The 22,619-nt window shown below is 71.5% G+C and carries 22 protein-coding genes; 5 read left to right on the forward strand and 17 right to left on the reverse strand.

What is annotated here, in order from left to right:
* Nucleotides 1-24: 24 nt before the first annotated feature.
* A complete protein-coding gene (locus tag ACFY36_RS13355) occupies nt 25-567 on the reverse strand; it encodes a LacI family DNA-binding transcriptional regulator (protein ID WP_499746204.1) in 543 nt (180 codons plus the stop codon).
* Nucleotides 568-763: 196 nt separating this feature from the next.
* On the opposite strand from ACFY36_RS13355, the gene ACFY36_RS13360 reads away from it, so the two are divergent.
* A complete protein-coding gene (locus ACFY36_RS13360) occupies nt 764-1,765 on the forward strand; it encodes a hypothetical protein (protein WP_499746205.1) in 1,002 nt (333 codons plus the stop codon).
* Nucleotides 1,766-1,834: 69 nt separating this feature from the next.
* On the opposite strand, the gene ACFY36_RS13365 is transcribed toward ACFY36_RS13360, so the two are convergent.
* The 4 genes from ACFY36_RS13365 to ACFY36_RS13380 are packed head-to-tail and all read right to left on the reverse strand — an operon-like array spanning nt 1,835 to nt 6,229.
* On the reverse strand, nt 1,835-3,169 hold the full coding sequence (locus ACFY36_RS13365; protein ID WP_499746206.1) for a dipeptidase: 1,335 nt from the start codon (nt 3,167-3,169) through the stop codon (nt 1,835-1,837).
* A complete protein-coding gene (locus tag ACFY36_RS13370) occupies nt 3,169-3,606 on the reverse strand; it encodes a hypothetical protein (protein ID WP_499746207.1) in 438 nt (145 codons plus the stop codon). The genes ACFY36_RS13365 and ACFY36_RS13370 overlap by 1 nt, the downstream gene beginning before the upstream one ends.
* Entirely contained in the window at nt 3,603-5,033 is a 1,431-nt protein-coding gene (gadC, locus tag ACFY36_RS13375; RefSeq protein WP_499746208.1) for a glutamate/gamma-aminobutyrate antiporter GadC, read from the reverse strand. The genes ACFY36_RS13370 and gadC overlap by 4 nt, the downstream gene beginning before the upstream one ends.
* Nucleotides 5,034-5,068: 35 nt before the next feature.
* Nucleotides 5,069-6,229, reverse strand: coding sequence for a threonine/serine exporter family protein (locus tag ACFY36_RS13380; RefSeq protein WP_499746209.1), 1,161 nt, complete (start codon nt 6,227-6,229; stop codon nt 5,069-5,071).
* An 87-nt stretch (nt 6,230-6,316) separates the two neighbouring features.
* Here ACFY36_RS13380 and ACFY36_RS13385 point away from each other — a divergent pair, with 87 nt between their 5' ends.
* From ACFY36_RS13385 to ACFY36_RS13400, 4 genes are all read left to right on the forward strand, one after another.
* Nucleotides 6,317-7,804, forward strand: a complete 1,488-nt coding sequence (locus ACFY36_RS13385; protein WP_499746210.1) for an MFS transporter — start codon at nt 6,317-6,319, stop codon at nt 7,802-7,804.
* Nucleotides 7,801-8,904, forward strand: a complete 1,104-nt coding sequence (locus ACFY36_RS13390; protein WP_499746211.1) for a M24 family metallopeptidase — start codon at nt 7,801-7,803, stop codon at nt 8,902-8,904. Before ACFY36_RS13385 ends, ACFY36_RS13390 begins: the two co-directional genes overlap by 4 nt.
* Before the next feature lie 17 nt (nt 8,905-8,921).
* On the forward strand, nt 8,922-10,052 hold the full coding sequence (locus ACFY36_RS13395; protein WP_499746212.1) for a hypothetical protein: 1,131 nt from the start codon (nt 8,922-8,924) through the stop codon (nt 10,050-10,052).
* Nucleotides 10,053-10,115: 63 nt separating this feature from the next.
* Nucleotides 10,116-10,931, forward strand: a complete 816-nt coding sequence (locus ACFY36_RS13400; protein ID WP_499746213.1) for a DUF427 domain-containing protein — start codon at nt 10,116-10,118, stop codon at nt 10,929-10,931.
* A gap of 9 nt (nt 10,932-10,940) precedes the next feature.
* Here the strand turns inward: ACFY36_RS13400 and ACFY36_RS13405 are convergent, their stop codons facing one another.
* The 12 genes from ACFY36_RS13405 to ACFY36_RS13460 are packed head-to-tail and all read right to left on the reverse strand — an operon-like array spanning nt 10,941 to nt 22,509.
* On the reverse strand, nt 10,941-12,002 hold the full coding sequence (locus ACFY36_RS13405) for a sulfite oxidase (RefSeq protein WP_499746214.1): 1,062 nt from the start codon (nt 12,000-12,002) through the stop codon (nt 10,941-10,943).
* 15 nt (nt 12,003-12,017) lie between these two features.
* The gene (locus ACFY36_RS13410; protein ID WP_499746215.1) at nt 12,018-12,872 is read right to left on the reverse strand and encodes an enoyl-CoA hydratase/isomerase family protein; all 855 of its coding nucleotides are present in this window, start codon (nt 12,870-12,872) and stop codon (nt 12,018-12,020) included.
* Nucleotides 12,869-14,182 (reverse strand): Dyp-type peroxidase, encoded by a 1,314-nt coding sequence (locus tag ACFY36_RS13415; protein WP_499746216.1) that lies wholly within the window; start codon nt 14,180-14,182, stop codon nt 12,869-12,871. The genes ACFY36_RS13410 and ACFY36_RS13415 overlap by 4 nt, the downstream gene beginning before the upstream one ends.
* Before the next feature lie 7 nt (nt 14,183-14,189).
* Nucleotides 14,190-15,275, reverse strand: coding sequence for a DUF4331 family protein (locus ACFY36_RS13420; RefSeq protein ID WP_499746217.1), 1,086 nt, complete (start codon nt 15,273-15,275; stop codon nt 14,190-14,192).
* Nucleotides 15,276-15,283: 8 nt separating this feature from the next.
* A complete protein-coding gene (locus tag ACFY36_RS13425; protein ID WP_499746218.1) occupies nt 15,284-15,820 on the reverse strand; it encodes a hypothetical protein in 537 nt (178 codons plus the stop codon).
* Nucleotides 15,821-15,875: 55 nt separating this feature from the next.
* A complete protein-coding gene (locus tag ACFY36_RS13430; RefSeq protein WP_499746219.1) occupies nt 15,876-18,494 on the reverse strand; it encodes a winged helix-turn-helix domain-containing protein in 2,619 nt (872 codons plus the stop codon).
* Complete coding sequence (locus ACFY36_RS13435) at nt 18,491-19,648, reverse strand: MFS transporter (RefSeq protein ID WP_499746220.1); 1,158 nt, start codon at nt 19,646-19,648, stop codon at nt 18,491-18,493. Before ACFY36_RS13435 ends, ACFY36_RS13430 begins: the two co-directional genes overlap by 4 nt.
* 8 nt (nt 19,649-19,656) lie before the next feature.
* Nucleotides 19,657-20,196 (reverse strand): HdeD family acid-resistance protein, encoded by a 540-nt coding sequence (locus tag ACFY36_RS13440; RefSeq protein ID WP_499746221.1) that lies wholly within the window; start codon nt 20,194-20,196, stop codon nt 19,657-19,659.
* The gene (locus tag ACFY36_RS13445) at nt 20,193-20,645 is read right to left on the reverse strand and encodes a DUF7144 family membrane protein (RefSeq protein ID WP_499746222.1); all 453 of its coding nucleotides are present in this window, start codon (nt 20,643-20,645) and stop codon (nt 20,193-20,195) included. Before ACFY36_RS13445 ends, ACFY36_RS13440 begins: the two co-directional genes overlap by 4 nt.
* A gap of 12 nt (nt 20,646-20,657) precedes the next feature.
* On the reverse strand, nt 20,658-20,876 hold the full coding sequence (locus tag ACFY36_RS13450; RefSeq protein WP_499746223.1) for a DUF8691 family protein: 219 nt from the start codon (nt 20,874-20,876) through the stop codon (nt 20,658-20,660).
* Entirely contained in the window at nt 20,873-21,655 is a 783-nt protein-coding gene (gene ppk2 / locus ACFY36_RS13455; RefSeq protein WP_499746224.1) for a polyphosphate kinase 2, read from the reverse strand. The genes ACFY36_RS13450 and ppk2 overlap by 4 nt, the downstream gene beginning before the upstream one ends.
* Before the next feature lie 5 nt (nt 21,656-21,660).
* Entirely contained in the window at nt 21,661-22,509 is an 849-nt protein-coding gene (locus ACFY36_RS13460; RefSeq protein WP_499746225.1) for a M48 family metallopeptidase, read from the reverse strand.
* Between the last annotated feature and the right edge of the window lie 110 nt (nt 22,510-22,619).

A 22,619-nucleotide genomic window follows, 5' to 3' on the forward strand; every position in this document is an offset into this window, starting at 1 on the left:
TTGATCATCACCTCGCCTGTCAAGTCAGCGGGGCGCGGCCGTGCTCGCGCGCGCGATCAACTCGGTGGTGAGCTCGGCGTTGTGCCACTCGACGGGCTTGCCGTCGAGCAGCCGCAGAATGGTGCGGCCGGCCAGCCGTCCCATCTCGCGCAGCGGCTGCCGGACGGTGGTCAGCGGCGGCGGCGACCAGCGCGAGGCCGGCAGGTCGTCGAAGCCGGTGACGCTCAGGTCGCCGGGCACGTCGAGTCCGCGCCGCCGGGCGCCGTCGAGGACACCGAGGACGATGTTGTCGCTCGACGCGACGATGGCGGTCGGCCGGTTCTCACGTTCCAGGAGCCGCTTCGCGGCCACGAGCCCGGTCTCGTACGAATAGGAGCCGTGCTCGATGAAACCGGTCAGCCCCGCCTCTTCGAGCGCGGCGCGGCCCGGGCCCCCCGCCAGTTGGCCGCTGGTGGCGGCGAGGATGGCGCCGTCCGTACGAACGAATTCGCCCCGGCGCAGAACCGAGACGACAAGCCCGGCCCCTGCTTCCTGTGCGACAGTTTCGATGCCCCGGAGATGTTCCATCTCCCACCCGCACGACAGGCCCGGGAAGAACACCTGGATGAGCCCGGTCCGGGCCTTTCGCGATCGACTCCATCGTCACTTGCCGCTTCGGCACGCTCCACTCCCCTATCCCCGTAGTACGAACGGCGATACGGCCACCTGCCGGATCAACGACAGGACAATCCCCGAGCCGCCCTCCCCCAGTAGGTTTCGGGCAGTGGCGGGACGGCAGATCGAGGTGCTCGCCGCGCGATGGCGGCGCCGTCCCGCGCGCGGCCTGGAAATCAAGCCCGGAAGACCACTTCCGGCCAATATCTACGCGGCCCTCCTTCTGACGCTCGCCTCACTGGCCGCGGGCTTCTTCGCTCTGACGCTCTACGAATCCGGCACCGCGCTTCCGGAGAGCTATTTCTTCCGAGGCCAGATCTTCTTCTGCGTGTCCGACCCGGCCGCCGATGTCGCCCTCGATGTCACCGTGACCGAGAACATCGATTACGTCGGTCTAGGAGACCTGCGCTCCGCAAAAGGCATCGAGATCCTCCTGACGATTCCACCCGGATCCCGGGTCGACGCCGATTCGTCCTGGGCCCTCGTGATGATGGGTGATGCCGTTCCGGCCTCGCTCACCAGGATGAGGTTCGTATCAGGAATGATGAACTTCACCGGTGGAGGCGGCACAGGGAACGACATCGAGACGGTGACGACGGGCAGCTTCGCCGATCTCCAGGATCCCTTCCGGTACTACATCGTCTCGGCCGATTTGCCCAACGCCATGACCCGATCGGGCGCGGGACACATCAATGTGGAACTGCCGGTCATCGGTGGTTGCGGCCCCACGGGATCAGCCCGGTTCGACCCGGGGTTCGGTCTGCCCGGGCTATGGCACACCTCCAGGAACGGGAAAGTGACGACACACCTCACGCCGCTCGAGCCCGACATGCTGCTCCAGGACTCGATCCCCGAGGCACAGAAGAAAAAGATGGCCAACTCGGAGAACATATTTGAGCTGCAATGGTCGGGCCATCAACCGGACGGGATCAGGGCCACACTGGTCGACGTGCGCGAACAGCAGCGCGCGGGTTCGCGCCTGTTCGCCGCCGGCGCGCTGGCCGGTGTGGCCGGCGGCTTGTTCGTCGAGGCGATTCTGCGGACCGGCCCGTTCACCAATAAGCCGAATCGCCGGCGCCGGGCCTCGGCGAGAAGGCGGCGACGCCGTTGACCCGCGGACGCGGGCTCGCCCGGCCCTCCTCGAGAGAGGGCCGGGCGAGGGGCGGAACGGAACAGGGTCTCAGGATTTCTTGTACGTCTGGAGGAACAGCGCCTCGGCGTGGGCCAGCGCGGCAATCTCCGCCGGGTCGACGCTCTCGTTCGGGGCGTGGATCAGGGCCTGCGGCTCCTCGACGCCCATCAGGATGATCTCGGCCTGAGGGTAGGTGTCGGCGAAGACGTTGCACAGGGGGATGGAGCCGCCCTGGCCCAGTGTCGTCATGTCGCGGCCGTACGCCTCCTTCATGGCCGCGGCCAGCGCCTGATAGGCCGGTCCACCCGTCCGGGCCTCGAACGGCTGGCCGATGGCCTCCTTCTCGACCGTCACCCGCACGCCCCACGGTGCGGCCGCGTGCAACTGGGCGATCAGGGCGTCCTGCGCCTTCACCGCGTCGGTGCCGGGTGGGACCCGCAGGTTGAGGCGGGCCCGGGCGTGCGGCTGGATCGCCGCGGCCGAGCCGACCACCGGCGGGGCGTCGATGCCCAGCACCGTCACCGCGGGCCGGGCCCAGATCATGTCGGACACCGTGCCGTCGCCGAGCAGGCCCACCCCGGGCAGCAGACCGGAGTCGGAGCGGAACTGTTCGGTCGGATACGGGGCGCCGGTCCAGGTCTGTGAATGGTCCAGCCCGGCGATCGTCGTGTTGCCCGACTTGTCGCGCAAGGACGACAGGATCTGGATCAGGCCGGCCAGGGCGTCGGGCGCGGCACCCCCGAACATTCCGGAATGCAGCTCCCCGGAAAGGGTGCTCACGGTGACGACCACGTTGACCAGACCCCGCAGCGTGACCGTCGCGGCCGGCACGCCGACCGCCGCGTTTCCGGTGTCGCAGACCAGGATCGCGTCCGCCGAGAGCAGGCCGGGGTGATGCGAGACGAAGTCCTCGAGGCCACCGGTCCCCTGTTCCTCCGACCCCTCCACGATGAGTTTCAGGTTGACCGGCAGGTCGGGGCCGAGCGCGCGCAACGCCGTCAGGTGCATGACGATGTTGCCCTTGCAGTCGGCCGCGCCCCGGCCGTACCAGCGGCCGCCCGACTCGGTCAGCTCGAACGGCGGCGTCCGCCAGGCGGCCTCGTCGAGCGGGGGCTGCACGTCGTAGTGGGCGTACAGGAGCACGGTCGGCGCGTTCGGGACGCTTGACGCCCGTACGCCATAAACCGCGCGACTCCCGTCCGAGGTCTCCTTGAGCGCCAGATCGGTGAAACCGGCCTCGGCGAAGTTGTCCACCACCCATTGGGCGGCCCGGGCGCACTCGGACGCCGGATATTGGCGGGGGTCCGCGACCGAGCGGATGGAGACCAGCTCGGCGAGGTCCGTGCGGGCCCGGCCCATCAGTTCGTCGATCCGATCACGCATCACGTCGCCGCCACGTCGTCGAGTTTGAGGTCGTCGATGACCTGCTGGAAGTCGTCCACGTACTGCGGGCAGTAGACCTTGATGATCATCAGCTGGCCCTGCACGGCCCGGTTGTCGGCGATGACCGGCCGCTGCCCGGGACCGGCGGCGCCGTTGGTGAGCAGGCCGTAGAGGGTGGCCCGGCGCAGCGCGTTGGCCGGGTTGTCGCAGACCGCGCCTCCGTCGTCGCCCAGGACCCGGACGATCTGATCGGTTGCCGGAACCCGCATGCCGGCGGCGGAGAGCTGCGACTGCAGCTCCTGGGCTTTCTCTTCGGCCTGCCGCGACTCGTGGGCGCTGCTGAAGGCGAACAGCGCCGTGCCGAACAGCACGAGGAAGACGATGCCCAGGACGATGTACGTCACGGTGTTGCTCTTGTGCTTCACGGAGACGTTCACGCGACTGCCTCCTCCTCGGCCGGAGCGGTCTTCCAGGACGGCTTGCGCGAGCGGTAGAACAGGTACGGCACGAGCAGGCCCAGCCCGAGCGCGCCGCCGGCCACGATCGCCAGATAGGCGCCGACGTTGCCGTCACCGAACTGCGACGACGGGACGAAGCCGATGAGCAGCGCCGCCAGCGAGGCCGCGAAGCCGACGCCGCACAGGCCGGTCAGCATGGGGGCCCGGTAGCCGCGCGGGTGGTCGGGGTTGTTGCGGCGCAACCGCACCGCGGCCACGAACATCAGCAGGTACATGATCAGATAGACCTGGGTCGTGATCACCGAGAAGATCCAGTACACACTGGACACGTCCGGGATGAGGGCGTAGGCCAGCGCGATGACCGTGGTCACCAGGCCCTGGGTGACCAGGATGTTCTGCTGCACGCCGTGCTTGTTGAGCTTCTGCAGGAACGGCGGCAGATAACCCTCCTGGCGCGAGATCAGCAGCAGGCCCCGGGACGGCCCGGCGAGCCAGGTCAGCATGCCGCCGAGGGAGGCGGCGACCAGCATGACGCCGAGGATCGGGGTGAGCCACTGCGAGTTGAACTCGGCGAACACCGCGTCGAAGGCCTGCATGACGCCGGCCGTGAGCGACAGCTGGTCGGCCGGGACGATCCAGCTGATCGCCAGCGCCGGCAGGATGAAGATGAGCAGCACCAGGCCCATGGCGAGGAACATCGCCCGGGGGAACTCACGGCCGGGCTTGCGCAGCGACGACACGTGCACCGCGTTCATCTCCATGCCCGAGTACGACAGGAAGTTGTTGACGATGAGCACGAGGCTGGACAGGCCGGCCCACGCCGGGAGCAGGTTGTCGGCGGTCATCGGGGCGGCCGACTCGTTGCCCTGACCGAGGAACGCGACGCCCAGGACGACCAGCAGCACGCCCGGGATCAGGGTGCCGATGACCAGGCCGGCGCTGGCCAGCCCGGCCACGCCGCTGGTGCCGCGGGACGAGACCCAGACGCCGGTCCAGTAGCAGACCATGATGACGATGGCGGTCCAGACGCCGCTGGACGCCAGGTCCGGGTTGATGACGTACGCCAGGGTGCTGGCGACGAAACCCAGAAGGCTCGGATAGTAGAAGATGGTCATCGCGAACTGGCACCAGACGGCCAGGAAGCCCATCGGCTTCGAGATGCCCTCGCTGACCCACTTGTAGACCCCGCCGTTCCAGCCGGAGGCGAGTTCCGCCGAGACCAGTGCGGTCGGCAGCAGGAACACGATGGCCGGAAGCAGATAGAGGAAGATGCTGGCCAGTCCGTAGACCGCCATGGTCGGCGCCGGCCTGAGGCTGGCCACCGAGCTCGTCGTCATCAGGGCCAGCGCCACCCACGAGATGTAGTTGACCGCCCTGGTCGTGCGCGCCGTATCCGTCGTGCTCATGCTCGGATCATCGGTGCCGCCGGATGGGACACGCCTCACCCCTTACGAGTGAGAGTCGCCCCCACGAGCATCCCGACGGCGATGGCGACGAGAAGCCCGACCATGTCGGCGACGCCGCCCACGCCCTGGATCGGGTCGCCGCCGATCCAGCTCTCCAGCCCGCGCAGCCCGTGCGAGCCAGGGGTCAGGACATAGAAGGCGCCGAGATAGAGGACGTACGCCGGGGGAAGTCCCCGCCTGCGCCCCAGGCGCAACGCCACCACGGTCATCACCACGGCGCCGAAGAAGGTGCCGAACGGATCGCCCAGCGCCCGCGTCGCCAGCTCGGCCGCGGCCGCGGTCAGCAGGATGAGCCCGAGCGCCCACGGGAAGTCGCGCGGGGCCATCTGGAAGACGAACATCACCCCGAGCGCGAACAGCACCCACCCGCCCCACACCTCGAACGGGCCGAGGTTGCCGGGCACGGTGACGTCGAAGAGGACGCTGGGCGGCATCTGGAGCAGCACGGTCGCGACCAGCGCGCCGAACGCCAGCACGAGCAGGGCGACCGTGCTGTAGATGAGGCGGGCGGCGCCGGCGGTCATCCGGTTCATGGCCAGTTCGAGGGCACCGGCGCTGATCGCGTCGCCGGGGATGAAGTAGAACAGCGCGGGCACGATGAGCTGGATCGGCCCGCCGTCGAGCCACCCACGGTCGTACAGCAGAAGAACCACGGTCGTGACCAGCGCGGACGCGATGAAGGGCTGAGCCAGGCGCATCCGGCCCGACACGACGAGGCCGCCGACCAGCAGGCCGGTGAGCGCGGAGACACCGACCTGTTGCCACGTGGCCTGCACGGAGATGCCGAAACCGACGCTGAACAGCACGAGCCCCACGACCTGCCAGGCCTTGTTCCAGCGGGGCGGCATCGCGGCTATTCGCCGTAGTTGTTCCGCGGCCTGCTTCTCGGACAAATCGGGCAGCCCATGGAGGAGCCTTTTGAAGGCGGTGACTTGGTTCAGCGGAGGGACACCAGGTTCCCGGCTGTACGAATACGCTTTGCCGTCGATCGTGAGCAGCGCCGAATCGGCCAGGAACGTGACCTCGACGGAATATCCGTAGCGCCTGGCGACGTCGTGCACGATCCGCTCGCTGCGTGCTGTGCCCTCGAAACTGCCGCGCAGCAGCCACTCCACCAGCGGCCCGAGGATCTCCATCGGCCGAAGCTAACCGTGCGCGGTGCGAAACGGATTCATCCGGAACGAAGGATCCCGGCGCACGGAGTCGGCAGCGACCCTGATCGCATGACGGTGACAACGAGCCGGGCCGCGGGCACCGGCGTGCTCCTCGCGGCGTGCGTCTCCGCGCTGGTGGTGAACGCCAACACGTCCGCGGTCACGATCCTGCTCCCGGCGATCAGCCAGGACGTCGGCGCCTCTCTCGACCTGCTTCAGTGGGCGGTGACCGGCTACATGCTGGTCGGGGCGGCGGTCATCGTCACCTCGGGCGCGCTGGGCGACGTCTTCGGCCGCCGCCGCATCTTCCTCGGCGGTCTCGTCCTGTTCGTGGCCTCGTGCGTGCTGATCGCGCTGTCGCAGAACGCGGCCGGCATCATCGCCGGGCGGATGATCCAGGGCGCGGCCGGCTCGACGATCCTGGCCTGCGGGATGAGCCTGCTCTCGGTCGCCTCGTCCGGCGCCGCGCAGATGAAGGCCATCACCATGTGGGGCGCGGCGTCGGCCATCGGCGCCGCCATCGGGCCGCTGATCGGCGGCGTGCTGGTCGGCTCGACCGGATGGCAGGGCCTGTTCTGGATCGACGCCGCGATCGCCGCCGGCTGCGTTCCGCTGACGCTCGCGGCCGTACAGGAATCGCGCGACGAACATCGCAGCCGGTCGATCGACATCCTCGGCACCGTGCTCGTCGCCGTGCTGCTGGTCCCGCTCGTGCTGGCGCTCAGCGAGAGCGGCAGCTGGGGCTGGCTGTCCGTGCCGACCATCTCCTGCCTCGTCATCGCCGTCCTCGGCGGAGCCGGCTTCGTCTATGTGGAGAAGCGCGCGGCCGCGCCCCTGGTCGATCTCAAGCTGCTGCGCAACGCGGTGCTGGTCGGATCGACCATCGCCATCCTGCTCGTGGCCGGCGTCATCAACGCGCTGATGTACCTGCTCTCGCTCTACTTCCAGGACCCGGCCGGTTTCGGCATGACCGCGCTCGAGGCCGGTCTCGCGACGCTGCCGGCCGCCGCCGCCATGATCGCCGTGACACCGCTGATCACCCCGCTGGCGGTCAAGCTGGGCGGGCGGGTCGCGGTCGCCGGCGGCTTCCTGCTGGCCACGCTCGGGGCCGGGGCGCTGATCTTCGTGACGGCCGACTGGACGTACGCGGCCTTCGTCGTGCCGTTGATCGTCCTCGCCGTCGGCCTCGGATTCGCCAACGGTCCCGCCTCCTCGGCCTCGACCTCGTCGGTCGACCCCTCGCAGGTAGGCCAGGCCTCCGGCATCTCCAACATGGCGCGGTACGTCGGCGGGTCGCTGGCCGTGGCGGCCGCCGCGACCGTCTCCGCCGCCGCCACCGAGAACCATCAGGGCGAACCCGCCGCGGACGCGCTGGCCGCCGGGCTCAGCGCCGCGTCGCTGTTCCTTGCCATCATGTCGCTGGCCGGCATCGCCCTGGTGGTCCTGTTGCGCCGGCACCGCTCGGAGCCCGTCCAAGCCGTCCATCTCGCCGCGGCCGCCGCCGCGTCGAGCCACACGATCCCGACCAAGCCCCTTCCGGAAGGTGCATCGGCATGACTGCGAAAGACTTCGCCCGCCGCATGGAGGCCGCAGTGGCCCAGGCGGCCTCGGCCGGCCTGACCGGGCTGCTGGTCACGCCCGGGCCCGACCTGACGTACTTCACCGGCTACAAGCCGACCGCGATCACCGAGCGCCTCACCCTGCTGGTCCTCGACGGCGACCACGACCCGCACCTGATCGTGCCGACGCTGGAACGCCCGGACGCGGCCGCGGCCCCCGGATATTCGGTGGTGGAGACGACGGACTGGGCCGACGGCACCGATCCGTACGGCCCGGTGTCGCGCCTGCTCGACCCGGCCGGCCACTACGCCATCTCGGACAACGCCTGGGCCATGCACCTGCTCGGCCTTCAGGCCGCGTTGCCGCAGTCGCGCTACACGTCGATGACGGCGTCGCTGCCGATGCTGCGGGCGGTGAAGGGTCCGGACGAGGTGGCCCTGCTGGAGGCGGCGGGAGCGGCGGCGGACGCCGCCTACGAGCAGATCAAGGAGGTACGCTTCGCCGGCCGCACGGAACGTCAAGTAGGCCAGGATCTGGCGGGCTTCCTGCTCGCTCACGGCCATTCCCAGGTCGACTTCACGGTGGTCGGTTCGGGGCCGAACGGGGCCAACCCGCACCATGAGATGGGCGACCGGGTCATCGAAGAGGGCGACATGGTGGTCCTCGACTTCGGCGGCCTGAAGGACGGATACGGCTCCGACACGACCCGTACGGTCCACGTCGGCCCGCCGACCCCGCTCGAACGGGACATCTTCGAGATCGTCCGTGAGGCGCAGCAGGCGGCGTTCGAGGCGGTCCAGCCGGGCGTGCCCTGCCAGGAGATCGACCGGGTGGCCCGCAAGGTGATCACGGACGCGGGCTACGGCGAGAACTTCATCCACCGCGTGGGTCATGGGATCGGCCTGACGACGCACGAGCCGCCGTACATGGTGGAGGGCGAGACCCGCCCGATGGTGCCCGGCATGTGCTTCTCGATCGAGCCCGGCATCTATCTGCCGGACCGTTTCGGCGTCCGCATCGAGGACATCGTCACGGTCACCGAGAACGCGGGCCGCCGCCTGAACAACACCAGCCACGACCTGCACATCGTCGCCTGACGATGAAAGTGCTGACGATGAGAGCGCTGACGCGTGCCCTGGCGGCCGCCGCTCTGCTGCTCATGGCCGCCTGCGGGGCCGACGGGGACGGGGTGTCGCTGCCCTCCACCCGGCCGTCGGTGCAGGTCTCCCTCGACCGGCCGGGCTCGACCGGCGATCCCACCAGCGACCCCACCGGCGACCCCACCGGGGACGCCGAGCCGACACGGACCCGGACGGCCGAAGCGACTCGGACCACCGAAGCTACCCGGACCACGGAGGCCACCCGCACCACCGAAGCCACCCGGACAACGGAGGCCACCCGGACGACCGAGCCGACTCGGACGACCGAAGCAACTCGCACGCAGGAACCCGACCCGACCCCGACCACCGAGCCCGAGCCGACGCGCGCGACTACCGCCGCCACCTCGTCGTCGGCGGTCGCGGCCGCGCCGGCCTCGGACGACAGCGACTCCGGCAGCCTGCTCGCCTGGTTCCTGCTCTTCCTGGTCGTGGGAGGCGTGATCGCCGCGGTGCTGATCGCCCGCACCCGCAAGAAGGACTCCTGGGACACCGAACTGGACGGCCTGACCGCCGGGACCCGCGCGTTGCTCGACCGGGCCATCCCCCGGGTGCTGGAGACGACCACCTTCGCCGAGCGCCGCCTGGCCTGGCCACCGGTCCGCGACGACCTGATCGCCCTGATCACCCGCTGGGAGGGCCTGGCCGCCCGGGCCTCCGACGGCAGCCGCCAGGCCGCCTCGGGCCAGATCGCCGTCCTACTGCGCGACCTGATCGCCACCATCGACGACGAGAGCGACGCCCAGGCCGCCGCCCGTGACTGGCGCCTGCTGCGCCCGCAGGTCTACGCGGTGCTCGACGCCCTGAACGCCGAGCTGGCCCCGGCCCCGCCCGCCGACCCGAACGCCGCCCCCGGCGCACCCCCACCACCGACGACTTATGGTCCTGGCCCAGGCACCCCACCGGCCGGCCCCGACCCGGGCCCGCCATCGACCGCGCCGCCTCCCCCGTCGTCCCCTCCCCCGTCGTCCCCTCCCCCGTCGTCCCCCTCGCAGCCTCCCCCGTCGCCGCCGGCCGGGCGCGATCCCGGGCCCTGGGACGGGCCGCCCTCGACCGGCCGCCCCGGTCCGGAGCCGTCATCGACCTGACCCGTCCAGTCGCGAATCCGATGAAACGCGCCCGAGCCCGGCGTCAACGGTGAGACTGCCGGTATGAGCCTGAACGTCGGCGACGAAATGATGAGGCTGCTCGGCGTGCTGCGGCACGAGCCGACGGAGAAATGGGTCCGCGCCCGCCTCGGCGGCCGGCTCGTCGCCGACAGCCGCTCCGCCCTGCTGCTGTGGGAACCGCGCCGCATCACACCGACGTACGCCATCCCGGACCGCGACTTCCGAGCCGAGCTCATACCCGCCGAGCCGGCGCCGGCGAGCGACCTACCGGTTCTGCATCCCGGCATCCCTTTCGCGGCGCACTCCACGCCCGGCCAGGCGTACGACGTCCGCGTGGGCGACGACGTCCGCGAGCAGGCCGCGTTCCGCCCCGCCGACCCCGACCTCACCGGTCACCTCGTGCTCGACTTCGGCGCGTTCGAGTGGACGGAGGAGGACGAGCCGGTCTTCTCACATCCACGGGACCCGTTCTCCCGCGTCGACGCCCGGCGCAGCACCCGCCACGTCCGCGTCGAACGCGACGGCGTGCTGCTGGCCGAGTCACACACCCCCACCCTCGTGTTCGAGACGAAGGTGCACCCGCGCTTCTACCTGCCCCGCGAGGACCTCAAGGCGGAGCCCGCCCCCAGCGACATGGTGACGGCCTGCCCGTACAAGGGCCGAGCCACCTACCTGTCCTTCACGGTCGGCGAGAACCTGGCCTGGACCTACCCGGACCCGCTGCCCGACGCCGCACCCCTGGCCGGCCTGGTCGCCTTCTTCGACGAGGTGGTCGACGTGACCGTCGACGGCGTCCCCCGCCGGCGCCCCGACTCACCCGTGGCCAAGCTCATGAGGGACGAGTTCGGCGTCTCCTGAACGCTTGGGTCAGCGCACGTCCACCCAGGAGAGCTCGACCGCGTTGTTGCCGTAGCCGAGGCGGTTCCACGGTGGGACCTCGGGCTGCACGTTGCCGGCAACGTCGCGGGCCCGCGCCCGCAGGCTGTGCCGGCCAGGGGTGGCCTCCCAGCGGAAACTCCAGTCCTGCCACTGGTACGGGCCCTTCGCCGGCTCGACCGTGGCCGGCTCCCAGGCGCTGGCGCCCGTGAAGCTCAGGCCGACCTCCGTGATCGGGCCGGCGCCGGACCACGCCTTGCCGCGGATCGTGTAGGTGCCGGCCGGGATCGTCGTGGCGGGGGCCGGGTCGGTGATCCGGGCCCGGACGCGCATCACCGTGACCGGCTCGTGCGGGCGGTCGGCCCACTCGTAGATGTAGTGGCCGGTCTGGAACTCGCCGTGGAACGGCTCGGTGACCACGTCGAGGCGGTGCAGCCACTTGACCGAGGCGACCGCGTACCAGTGCGGGACGATCAGCCGGAACGGCGCGCCGTGGTCGGGCTCGAGGGGCTCGCCGTTCATCTCGTACGCGATGAAGGCCTCGGCGGTGTGCGACAGGGGAAGCGAGCGGACGAAGGTCAGCTCGGCGTCGGCCGGCTCGAGCACCGACGCCAGGTGGTACTTGCCGTGGTCGGCTCCCTCGCAGCGCAGTTCCACACCGGCCGCCGCGGGGTTCACGCGCGCCAGCACGTCGGCCAGGCGGGCGCCCTTCCAGCGGGCGGTGGAGACCGCGTATCCGCCCCACGGCTCGCCGGTCGGCAGGGGCCGCATGTCGAGGCGGCCGTTGCCCGCGCATTCCAGGGTGACCGCCTGTTCCACGGCGGGCAGAGCCCTCAGATCGTCGGCCGTGAGGGTCTGCTGGTGCGCCACCGCCCCGCCCACGTGGAGGGTTCCGTCGTGGTCCGGGAGGGTGAAGTTGCTGCGTACGTAATGATCGGCCGTCGGGGTGATGTCGCCGGTCAGGCCCGCGTGCGGGGCCTCGGCGTTGAACGGCTCCTCTTTGATCATGGTGAGGGAGGCGCGGTTGCGGGCGATGGCGTCGGTGATCGTCATGGTGGCCCTCCGGGCTCAGTAGTCGGCGTCCTGGAAGTGCGGGTCACGGTTGTCGTTGAACGCGCCGATGCCCTCGGCCCGGTCGGGGTGCACGGCCGAGCGCCAGTGGGCCTCCATCATGATCGCGATGGCCTGTTCGATCGGCTGGCCCTCGCCCAGGCGTACGGCCCGCTTGACCGCCTGCACCGCGGTCGGTGAGTTGCTCGCGATCCGCTCGGCGATGCGCATCGCGGCCGGCATCAGGTCGCCCGGCGGATGGACCTCGGTGACCAGGCCCAGCCGGTACGCCTCGCCGGCGGTGATCGGTTCGCCGGTCATCAGCATCTGCAGGGCCCGGCCGGGCGGGAGCAGCCGGGGCAGCAGAGCCGGCGAGCCGCCGCCGGCCGACAGGCCGATCATCGCCTCGGGCTGGCCGAAGGTGGCGTTCTCGGCGGCGATGATGAAGTCGGTGCTCTGCGCGATCTCGGAGCCGCCACCGTAGGCGATCCCGTTGACCGCCGCGAAGATCGGCTTGCGGAGCTGCCGCAGCGTGTAGAGGGTGCGGTCGAAGTCCTGGCGCTGGCGCAGCCACTGCTGCTTGGTCATGCTCCGGCGCTGCCGCAGGTCGCTGCCGACCGAGAAGGCGCGCTGACCGGCGCCGGTGAGGATCGCGACGCGGACCGCCGGCTCGACCGCGATCGTCTCGAGGACCTCGGTGAGCCGGGCGCCCATCTCGGTGCTGATCGCGTTGTCGGCGCCGGGCCGGTTCAGGGTGATGACAGCGATGGCGCCGCCGGAGACGTAGTCGAGCCGGACGGAGTCGGCCGGATCGCCGCCGTCCGGGGCGGGCGGGCCGAAGTCGAGGGTCTTCCAGCGGTCGGTGGGGGTCATGGCCTCTCCTCAAGGTCGGCGATCCATCGCAGGCCGCTCAGGCCGGGCGCGAAGCAGTACTCGCCGCCGCGGGTCACGACGAACGGGGGCACCTCGCGCAGCCGGCGGCGGATCGGCTGCCGCGGGACGGTGAAGTCGCCGCCCCGGCCCACGAGCGGATCGCTCTCGGCCGGGGCGCCGATGAAGATGCCGTCGTTGAGCCACTGCGTCTTGACGAACTCGAACTGCCGGTGCGGGTGGGCGCCGGCGAAGACGAAGATGATCCCCCGGTCGGCCCCGTCGTCCTCGAGCACCCCGTCCGGCAGCGGCGGCCCGTAGCTGGTGCCCCGCCGGATCATCCGGTGCAGCCGGACGTCGACCACGCCCTCGTGGTCGAGGGCGTCGCGGGGGTTGGCCCGGCGCGCGTGCGCCCCGGCCGGGCACTTGAGGCCTCGCCGGTCGTCGCCGTACCGGAAATCGTTGTTGCGCCCGGGATCCGCGCCGAGCCCGGGGTCGTCCGCGTCCGGCGCGAGGGCGAGCGGGGCCCCGCTCGGCCATCGGCCCACCATCTTGGCCCCGAGCAGCGCCTCCTCGCTCCGGTCGGCGGCGCGATCACGCAGATAGCGGCGATAGGCGGCGACCCGGGTGTGCAGCTTGCGGAAGACGACGTAGGTGCCGTTGCGCCCGAGGACGTCCGGCACGGGCGCGGGCGGCGTCCCGCCCGTCTCGTCCGGGTAGCCCAACAGGATCTCGCCGGCCTTCAACGGTGTCTCGCCGGGACGCTCGCCGGCGCCCTCGACGGCCGGCTGCCCGATGCCGTCCTTGAAGCCGAACGACGTGCGCCCGCTCGGCAGCTGGTAGCAGTCCTGCCGCCAGACCACCCGGACGCCGGGGAACTCCTCCTGGGCCCGGCGCGCCCCGGCGACCAGCTCGTCGAGACCGGCCTGGTCGGGGGCGAGGGTGGCCAGGGCGATGTGCACGTCCGGGCCGCCGAGCGGCGGCTCCCAGTTCTCCGGCGCGCTGTCGCCGACGTCGCCCAGGATCGCGGCGCGGGCGGCCATGCCCTGGCGGAACTCGGGGGCGAAGCTGTCCAGCGACTCCGGGGGCACGCCGAGCGCTTCCAGGCCGCGATAGGTGAAAGCGACGGTGAGCCAGGCCGCCGGGGTGCGGTGCGGGACGGCGCGGGCCGGTGACAGCAGCGGGAGGAGCCGCCGGATCAGGTTCCGCCCGTCACGCCGGTCGTCGACGCGCAGCAGCACGTACGTCCCGACGTACGGGGACGGCCGTTCGTGCAGCGCGCCGGCTTGGATGTCGTCGAGGTCGAGGTCCATGACCGTCCTAGTGGTGGGCCGGCGGCGGGGGCGGGTCGGGGTTCGGCTCGGACAGATAGGGGAAGACGCGCCCGGCCGGCCGGGACGACCGGTCGACGCCGTCACGGATCACCGGGCCCGACCCGGCATTGATCAGGAAGGTGAACAGGGTGTCCATCACGTCGTCGTTGAGCGCCCGCCCACCACAGGTGCTGTGCGGGCGCCCGGCCAGCATCGCCCGCTCGATCTCGAGGAAGGTCCCGGTCTCCCGGTACGGCTTCCGGACGTCGACGACGAGGCGATCGGCCAGCACGAGGCCGGTCAGCGGGTGGCGCCCGCCGGGGCCGGGCGGCCAGTCCACCTTGCCGTCGAGCCCGTCCCAGAACGCGAGGTTGGCGTCGAGGCGGGCCCGGTAGGCGCCGAGGTAGCCGTCGGCCAGGTGATACGCGTCCTCCATGTTGTACAGGTCGCGGATCTCCAGATCGCGGTTGACCTGGTCGAACTGTTTCGGGCCGAGCAGCAGGTTCTTGACCTCGGGCCGGCCGGTGCGCTCGATGCGCACGGTGAGCCGGCCACGGGTCAGGGTCTCGGCGACGACGCCGACCAGGGCGTGGTCGCCGAGCAGGCGGGCGCAGTCGGCCTCGATCACGATGCTGAGGACGTTCTTGCCGTCCAGATAGATCGAGGCGGGGTCGGTGAAGGCGAGCCGGCCGGTGGCGACCGTGCGCAGGGCGGCCGGGGCGTCGAGGATGAACGGATCCCAGCGAGGGCCGGCGAACACCCGTACGCCGCCGCCGGTCCCGCCTTTGGGGTCGTCGACCGGAAAGGTCACCTCCTCCCCCGCGGGCGTCCGGCAGACGCCCTCCCCCTCGGAGGGGAAGACGGTGTCGAACACGTACTCCGGATCCAGCACCGCGCCGTCCGAGGCGAGCGGCCGGAGCCGGAACCGGTAGACGATCCCGTCGGAGTGGCGGGCGCCGAACGGCGCGAACGGCAGCGTGTTGACCACCAGGACGAGATGCCCCGGCGTCTCCGGGCTGGGGAACGCGTAGACGTCGGTGATGTCGGCGATGGGCTCGGCGAGCGCGCGCGGGCCTGAGATGTGGTCGGACATGCGCCGGCTCAGTCGGCGGCTTCGGCCAGCAGCGGCGCCAGCGCGGGCGCGCCGAGGGCATCGGCCGCCGCCGGGTCGTCGAGCACCTGCTGGAACGCGGTGTTCACCCGCTCGGCCTTGCGGATCTCCTTGACCGTGCCGCCGTAGTTGCGGGCATAACCGCCGGCCGAGACCTGGGCGCTGAGCACGAACTTCTTGACCGACTCGAGGTCGGGCAGCCCCTCGTAGCCCACGACGTGCCGGAAGATCGCGTCGAACAGCCGCAACGGCTTGGCGGCGAAGTCGTCCATGTAGGAGTCCCAGGGCCCGTCGAAGCTCGTCGCGAACAACAGCCGCGTGTCGTCGTCGAACGGCACGAACCGCGCCTCGTGGATGGTCGCGATCGGCAGGCCGTAGTCGCCGGGGCGATATCCGGGTGCCTCCTGCAGCTCGCGCAGGGCCTGCCGCAGGGCCGGGCCGTGCCCCGGGCGTACGTCGAAGAACAGGGTGAACTCGCTGGTCGGCCCGACCTGGAGACCGGGTCGCGACGAAGCCTCATCTGTCATGAACGCCATGGTCGGGCGGCCCGGAGCGCCGCGCCTCACCCGGCGTGGATGACCGTCACAGCACGCCGGTGCGGCGGGCGATGAGGACTGCCTCGGTGCGCCGGGCGGCGCCGAGCTTGCGGTAGACCGAGCGCATGTGCGCCTTCACCGTGCTGACCGAAACGCCGAGATCCTGGGCGATCTCGGCCGCCGTGAGCATGGTGGTCAGATAGCGCAGGACCTCGGTCTCGCGCTCGCTGAGGGTCTCGGCGGGCGGTTTCCCGGCCGGGTCGCCGCCCGGTACGCGCAGCTCGGCGACGAGCTCGGCCGGGAACTCGTCCGGATGGAACAGCTGGAGCCGTTGCAGCAGGCCGTCGAGCCGGGCGTCGGCCATGGCGTGGAACGGCCGCCGGATGCCCTCGCGGGCGGCCAGGGTCACCGTCGCCGCGAGCAGGTCGGCCGCGCGGACGCCGTGGCCGCGCGCGGCGGCCACCTGGGCGCCCACGATGCCCGCCTCGACGCGGGTGAGCGTGGACCGGTTGTCCACGGTGGTGGCCGCGAGGATCTCCTCGGCGGCGCGGTGCCGGCCCTGGAGATAGTGGGCGCGGGCCGTACAGACCTGTTCGGCGTCGCCGGGCCGGCCCTCGGCCGGTCCGGGCCGGCCGGCCGCCAGGTCCAGTTGCCACTCGGCGAGGGCCAGCCACCGGTCGATGGCCGGCGCCCGCAGCCGGGCCGGCCGGTCGCGGCGCGCCTCGCCGAGGTGGTCCCGGGCCTCGGCGAACGCGCCGCGGGCGGTGGCCAGGCGCGCCCGCACGCCGAGCAGAACCAGCCGCTGGGCCGCCTCGGGGTCGCTGAGGTGGGCCCGCAGGCCGTCCCGGACGGCACGGCCGGCGCCTTCGAGGTCGTTTCCGGCCAGCCGGACCAGGGCCTGCGCGAGGTGGGCGGCCACGGTCTGCAGCGCGTACCGCCAGCCACGGCGATCGGCCAGCGCCACGGCGCTGCCGGACAGCCCGTCGGCCTCGTGGACCGATCCGGCCATCGCCTGCAGCAGGGCGAGGTGCCCGACCGCGTTGATCTCGGCGAGCTCGACGCCGGCGGCGCGGGCCGCGTTCGAGGCGGCCCACAGGTCGCGTTCGGCCTCGTCGAGGTCGCCGCTCCAGAGCAGCGCCAGGCCCCGGTTGTTCAGGGCGATGGCCCTGTTCTGGGCGAGGGCGGGCGCGGCGGCCGAGCGGGCGGCGCCGAGGATCTCGAGCAGACGGCCGGCGCCCTCGATGAGGGCCGGCATGTCGCCGGTCACCCGGTCCGCCGCCAGTTGCAGCGTGCGGGACATGATCTCGATCGGTTCCCGGTCCGCGCCCGGCCGGGCGCCGAGCTGGGCCCGGGCGGCTTCGAGCCGGGCCGGGATGGCGTCGTAGTCGCCGGTGTGGAACAGCAGCAGGGCGGCGCAGATCATCAGCTCCGGTGTGGAGCCGAGCCGGTCCGGCGGGACCTCACGCAGGATCCGGACCAGGGCCGGGCGGTGGGCCGAGACCATCAGCGGGCCGGCCTCGGTGGTGGCCAGCAGCCCGACGTGCGCCCAGTCGTGGGCCGACACGGCGTGGGCCAGCGCCTCCAGGACCGAGTTGTTGGCGGCGTGCCAGCGCGCGGCGCGGCGGTGCAGTTCGGGGATCGCCGACGGCGTCTCCAGCTGGAGACGATGGCGCAGCATGTCGCGCATCAGATGGTGATAGCGGAACCACAGCGGTTTCGCGCCCAGGCGTACGACGAAGTCGTTGCCGTGCTCCAGCTCCTCCAAAATGCGCTGGCCGTCGGCGCCGAGGGTGATCGCGTCGGCCAGCCCGCCGCAGAGGTGGTCGCAGATGCTGGTGCGCAGCAGGAAGCGCCGCTCGCGCCGGCTCCGGTCGGCCAGCACCTCCTCGCCCAGATAGTCGTCGACGGCTCGCACGTCGCCCGCGAACTCGGCCACGGTGCCGTCGCCGTGCCCGCTGTACAGGAAGGCGGCGCCCAGTTGCAGGCCGGCCGGCCAGCCCTCGGTCCGGCCGACGAGCAGGTGCACGTCCTCGCCGGACAGGTCGAGCCCGTGCCCGGCGACCAGCTCCGACGCCTCGTCGTGGGAGAAGGCCAGATGTTCGGTGCGGATCTCGGCCAGGTGACCGGCGGCGCGCAGCCGGTGCAGCCGCAGCGGCGGCTCGGAACGGCCGACCAGCACGACCCGCAGCGCCGGCGGCAGGCGCCCGAGCACCGCCGCCAGCTCCCGCAGCACGTCGGCGTCGTCGATCTCGTTCACGTCGTCGATCACCAGCACCGTGCCGGCCGGCAGCCGGGCGAAACCGGCGACGAGCCGGGCCGCGCGCTCGAGCTCGTCGGACGGCACGGAACCGAGGTCGGCCAGGGGATTCGAGGCGGTCACGGCCCCGGCCACCCGCAGCGCCGCGAGCACGTAGGCCCAGAACAGCTGCGGATCGTTGTCGTGCGCGTCGACGCTGAGCCAGGCCACCGGCGCGCGCCGGTCCTGCGCCCAGGACGACACCGCCGTCGTCTTGCCCCATCCGGCGCCCGCGCAGACCAGCGTCACCGGCTTGCCGGTGGCGGCCTCGAGCAGGCCGCTCAGCTGCGGGCGGGGCACGGCCGCGCGCACCATCCGCGGACGGGCCGTCTTGGCCTCGACCAGAAGCCCGCGGCCCGGCTCCGTCATCGCGCGCTCCACGCGGCCACGCCGGCGGCGGCCGCCAGCACCGCGACCGCCGGCCCGTGCCCGCCGGTCGCGGAATACGAGAACGCCATGATCAGTGGCGTGGCGAACCCGGCCAAGCCGGCCGCGGCGGTCACCAGACCGGTCACCAGGCCGACCATGGCCGCGCCGGCCGCGCCGGCGACCCGCACGAGCGTGGCCGAGCTGGCCACGCCGAGCGCGATCGCCATCACCGGCAGGGTCAGCCCGCCCACGATCGCCAGGGGCGGGGTGAAAGCCTGCACGGTGGCCGCGGCGGCCAGCGCCGCCAGCCCGGCGGCGAGCGGCCGGGCGGCGCCGACGCGGTCGGCCAGCCACCCGCCAAGCGGGCGGGCGAGCATCGCGAGGACCACGACCCCGGCCATCCACAGCCCGGCCCGGGCCGCGTCCAGACCGTAGGCGTCGCCCAGGTAGACCGGCAGGTAGACGGAGAACGCGACGAACAGCCCGAACTGCACCGAATACCAGGCGCCGGCCCGCCAGGTGATCGGCAGGCGCAGCGCCGCCGCGAGCCGGCCCGGCGCCGGGCGGGCCGGGCCGCCCGGCGCGTCGCGGACCCCGGCCCCGATGACGACGGCACCGGCCACGAGCAGGGCGGCGCTGATCAGGAAGGGAAAGGCGATGCCGTGGGCGTCGGCCCAGCGCACCGCGGTCAGCCCGCCGGCCGCGCTGCCGCACACGCCCATCCCGAGCACACCCATGGCCACGCCCCGGCCCGCGCCGGGGAACCATCGGCTGACCAGTTGCACCCCCGCCGCGAACATGGTGCCCGCGCAGCCCAGCAACGCGCCGCCGATGAGCAGGCCGGGCAGCGACCGGTAGCCGCCGGCGGCGAGCCCGGTCAGGGCGGCCGCGGCCAGGCCGGTCACGGCCAGCACCACGATCCGGCCGCCGAACCGGTCGGCCAGCGCGCCCACCGGCGCCCGGCCCAGGCAGCCGACCAGCACCGGCACCGCCACGATCAGCGCCTGCTCGACGCCGGTCAGCCCGGCCTCGTGGCGCAGCCGGGGCGCCAGCGGGCCCAGCAGACCCCAGGCCCAGACGCTCAGGAAATAGCCGGCCGAGACGAGAGCGAGCATCGCCGGGACACGCCGTTCCCGGACATCGACATCAACCACCGTCTCCCCTATGCCGGCCGGACCCGCATCCGTGCGATGGCTACGAAGATAAGGCAGATCCCGACGAAGATCAGTACCGTGGCGCCGAAGAACAGGAAAGCCGACAGTCCGATGCCCGGCCAGACCAGGAGCGCCACCGAGGCCAGCACGACGGCGATGCCCAGGCCGATGCGCCAGCTTCCGCCCGGCTCCCCGCTGCCGACGGCGGAGAAGATCTCGGCCAGGCCGTCGAGCATCCAGCCCAGGGCGACGATCAGCAGCAGGATGCCCAGCGAGGCGATGACGTTGCGCATGCACAGGATGCCGAGCAGGGCGGTCAGCACACCCAGGATGATCCCGAGCACCCGGTTCAGGACCGGGTACCCGGGGCTCATCAGCAGCGCCACCGTGCGGACGACGCCCGCGATCAGCAGGTTGAGGCCGAACAGGAACGCCACGACCTTGAGGGTGGCCTCGGGCCAGGAGAACGCGACGATACCGAGCACGATGGCCAGGACGCCGCCGGCCAGCCTCAGCCAGTTGAGCGAGCGCGACACGGCAACGCTCACTTGACCTCGCGGCCGTGCACCGCGAGCGCGTAGATGATCAGGACGTCGATCGCGATGAGGATGGCGCACCAGATCGGGTAGGCCGGCAGGAACGCCGCGTTGGCCAGGGCGCTCAGGCAGGCGATCACGATGCCGACCACGCGGGCCCACATCTGGCCGGCGAAGATGCCGATGCCGGTGCCGACCGCGATGAGGCCGATGATCAGGTGCGTCCAGCCCCACGCGGTGTAGTCGAGGGTGAGCACGAGGCCGCTGCTGGTGGTCAGGAAGTAGTCGTCACGGACGATCGCGACGATGCCCTCCATGATCTGGAAACCGCCCATGAGCATGAGCATCACGGCGGCGAAGATGACCACACCGACCCAGGCGGTCGGCTCGGCGGTGCGGCGGCGGGGTGCGGTGTACGCCTCGTCGGCCACGTAGTTGGACCTTGCCTGTGTCTCGGACATGCCCGTCCCCAATCAGGAATCTTGCGAAGGTGGAATGCGCCGGACTTCGATGAGGCGGAGCCCGAGGCCGTGAATGCGGGAGATCAGCCCCACCACCGCCGACTGGTCGGGCAGGGAGCCGTGCAGGATCGTCTCCGGCGGCTCCACGCTGACCGTGAGGTCGCGCAGCTCCTCCAGGAGCTCCTCGGGGATCACCCCGGAGACCCTGACCTGATATGTCGCGTCGGTCATGACCATGTGCCTCCCTCCATGAGGGCGACCTCCTCGTCGCCCGGCACGACGATCCGCGGATCCGGCGTGAAGTCGAGGTCGGGAGCGCGGTGCTTGTAGTCGACGGCGTTGAGGATCACTTTCATGGTGTTCAGGCGCGCCTTCTGCTTGTCGTTCGAGCGCACGATGGTCCAGGGCGCCGCCGCCGTCCCGGTGCGCCGCAACATGTCGTACTTGCGGTTGGTGAAGTCGTCCCAGCGGTCCTGCGCCTGCAGGTCGATCTCGCTGAGCTTCCACTGCCGAAGCGGATCGGTGCGGCGGCGTTCGAAGCGGCGGGCCTGCTCCTCGCGGGTCACGCTGTAGTAGAGCTTGACCAGGATGGTCCCGGTGCGGACGAGGTCCTTCTCGAAACCGGTGACGCCGTCGAGGAAGTCCATGTACTCCTTGGGCGTGCAGAATCCGAAGACCTGCTCGACCATCGCGCGGTTGTACCAGCTGCGGTCGAACAGGACCATCTCCCCGCCGGCCGGGAACTGGGCCACGTAGCGCTGGTAGTACCACTGCGAGCGCTGCTCCTCGGTGGGCCGGCCGAGCGCGACCACCCGATAGCGCTTCTCGTTCATGAAGCGGGTCACCCGGCGGATCGCCCCGCCCTTGCCGGCGGCGTCGCGGCCCTCGAAGAGCACGATCATCCGCAGGTCCTGGATCTCGAGGTGCTTCTGGAGCTTGAGCAGCTCGACCTGCCAGAGGCGCAGAGCCTTCTCCTGCGCCTGCTTCTCGAAAACCTTGTCGAGATCCATGACGATCAGCCTGTTACCGGGTGGCCCACCCGCACGTCATCCGTTGCGGATGACCGCAGCAGGCCGAGCGCGACGAGCCGTTCCAGGCGCCGGACCGTGAACGGGTGCGACATCGGCAGCTGGGCCAGCCCGACCCAGAATCCGTGCAGCCGCTTGCCCTGGCGGACCAGCTCGGGGATGTCCACGGTGTTCTCGGTGTAGCGGCCGCCGGCCAGCAGCACGAGCCCGGTCGCCCCGTCCGGGCACAGGTGGGCGCCGTGCCGGTCGCACGAGTACTCCCGCAGCCGCGACAGGGTCGGCCCGAGGATGGGGATGCGCTCGGAGTAGGCGACGGCCAGCTGGTACCACAGCGAGACGTGGTGCAGTTTGATGTGCCCGACCTCGTGCCCGAGGATGAACCGCAGCCCGGCCCGGTTCCCGTTGTGCAGATTGACGAACAGCTCGTTGGCGATGACCACGTAGTCGTGGCCGGTGGCCTGCGCGGCGAAGGCGTTGAGGGTGCCGTTGCCGTTGGCCAGGTAGATGCTGGGCCGGCGGGGCAGGGCGAGCTTGTGGGCGAACTCGTCCACGATCGCGTAGAGGTCCGGGTACTGCCGCGGGTTGAGCTCGACGGCGCCGCCGCGGATGGAGGCCCGCTGCGTCTCGCGGATCACCACGAGGGCCGGTACGAACAACAGCAGCGCGATGAAGGCGGAGCGCACCGTCGTGCCCCAGCCCGACTCGCGGATCCGGTCGGGCAGGAACGGCAACGTGATCGCGGCCTGCACGATGGCCCAGATGATGATCACGTTGAGGATCACCATGAACACGAACATGGGGATCTCGGCGGGGTGCCGTAAGGGTTTGGTCGGCACGGCGGGGGTCCCTTCTCTCAGTGAGGCTGAGCAAGACGCTCCCCCGGCACGTCCCGCCACACCTCATCCCGCTGGTATGAGGTGTGGCGCCCGGTCGCCGAACAGGCTGG

The organism is Actinoplanes sp. NPDC000266 (assembly GCF_042899005.1).
GTDB lineage: Bacteria > Actinomycetota > Actinomycetes > Mycobacteriales > Micromonosporaceae > Actinoplanes.

Bases quoted from the DNA above. Each gene is read 5' to 3' on its own strand.
- gadC (WP_499746208.1), bottom strand. From the start codon at position 5,033: ATGAGCACGACGGATACGGCGCGCACGACCAGGGCGGTCAACTACATC.
- ACFY36_RS13385 (WP_499746210.1), top strand. From the start codon at position 6,317: ATGACGGTGACAACGAGCCGGGCCGCGGGCACCGGCGTGCTCCTCGCG.
- ACFY36_RS13420 (WP_499746217.1), bottom strand. From the start codon at position 15,275: ATGTCCGACCACATCTCAGGCCCGCGCGCGCTCGCCGAGCCCATCGCC.
- ACFY36_RS13380 (WP_499746209.1), bottom strand. From the start codon at position 6,229: ATGGAGATCCTCGGGCCGCTGGTGGAGTGGCTGCTGCGCGGCAGTTTC.
- ACFY36_RS13415 (WP_499746216.1), bottom strand. From the start codon at position 14,182: ATGGACCTCGACCTCGACGACATCCAAGCCGGCGCGCTGCACGAACGG.
- ACFY36_RS13395 (WP_499746212.1), top strand. From the start codon at position 8,922: ATGAGAGCGCTGACGCGTGCCCTGGCGGCCGCCGCTCTGCTGCTCATG.
- ACFY36_RS13425 (WP_499746218.1), bottom strand. From the start codon at position 15,820: ATGACAGATGAGGCTTCGTCGCGACCCGGTCTCCAGGTCGGGCCGACC.
- ACFY36_RS13430 (WP_499746219.1), bottom strand. From the start codon at position 18,494: ATGACGGAGCCGGGCCGCGGGCTTCTGGTCGAGGCCAAGACGGCCCGT.
- ACFY36_RS13450 (WP_499746223.1), bottom strand. From the start codon at position 20,876: ATGACCGACGCGACATATCAGGTCAGGGTCTCCGGGGTGATCCCCGAG.
- ACFY36_RS13390 (WP_499746211.1), top strand. From the start codon at position 7,801: ATGACTGCGAAAGACTTCGCCCGCCGCATGGAGGCCGCAGTGGCCCAG.
- ACFY36_RS13410 (WP_499746215.1), bottom strand. From the start codon at position 12,872: ATGACCCCCACCGACCGCTGGAAGACCCTCGACTTCGGCCCGCCCGCC.
- ACFY36_RS13365 (WP_499746206.1), bottom strand. From the start codon at position 3,169: ATGCGTGATCGGATCGACGAACTGATGGGCCGGGCCCGCACGGACCTC.
- ACFY36_RS13355 (WP_499746204.1), bottom strand. From the start codon at position 567: ATGGAACATCTCCGGGGCATCGAAACTGTCGCACAGGAAGCAGGGGCC.
- ppk2 (WP_499746224.1), bottom strand. From the start codon at position 21,655: ATGGATCTCGACAAGGTTTTCGAGAAGCAGGCGCAGGAGAAGGCTCTG.
- ACFY36_RS13400 (WP_499746213.1), top strand. From the start codon at position 10,116: ATGAGCCTGAACGTCGGCGACGAAATGATGAGGCTGCTCGGCGTGCTG.
- ACFY36_RS13405 (WP_499746214.1), bottom strand. From the start codon at position 12,002: ATGACGATCACCGACGCCATCGCCCGCAACCGCGCCTCCCTCACCATG.
- ACFY36_RS13445 (WP_499746222.1), bottom strand. From the start codon at position 20,645: ATGTCCGAGACACAGGCAAGGTCCAACTACGTGGCCGACGAGGCGTAC.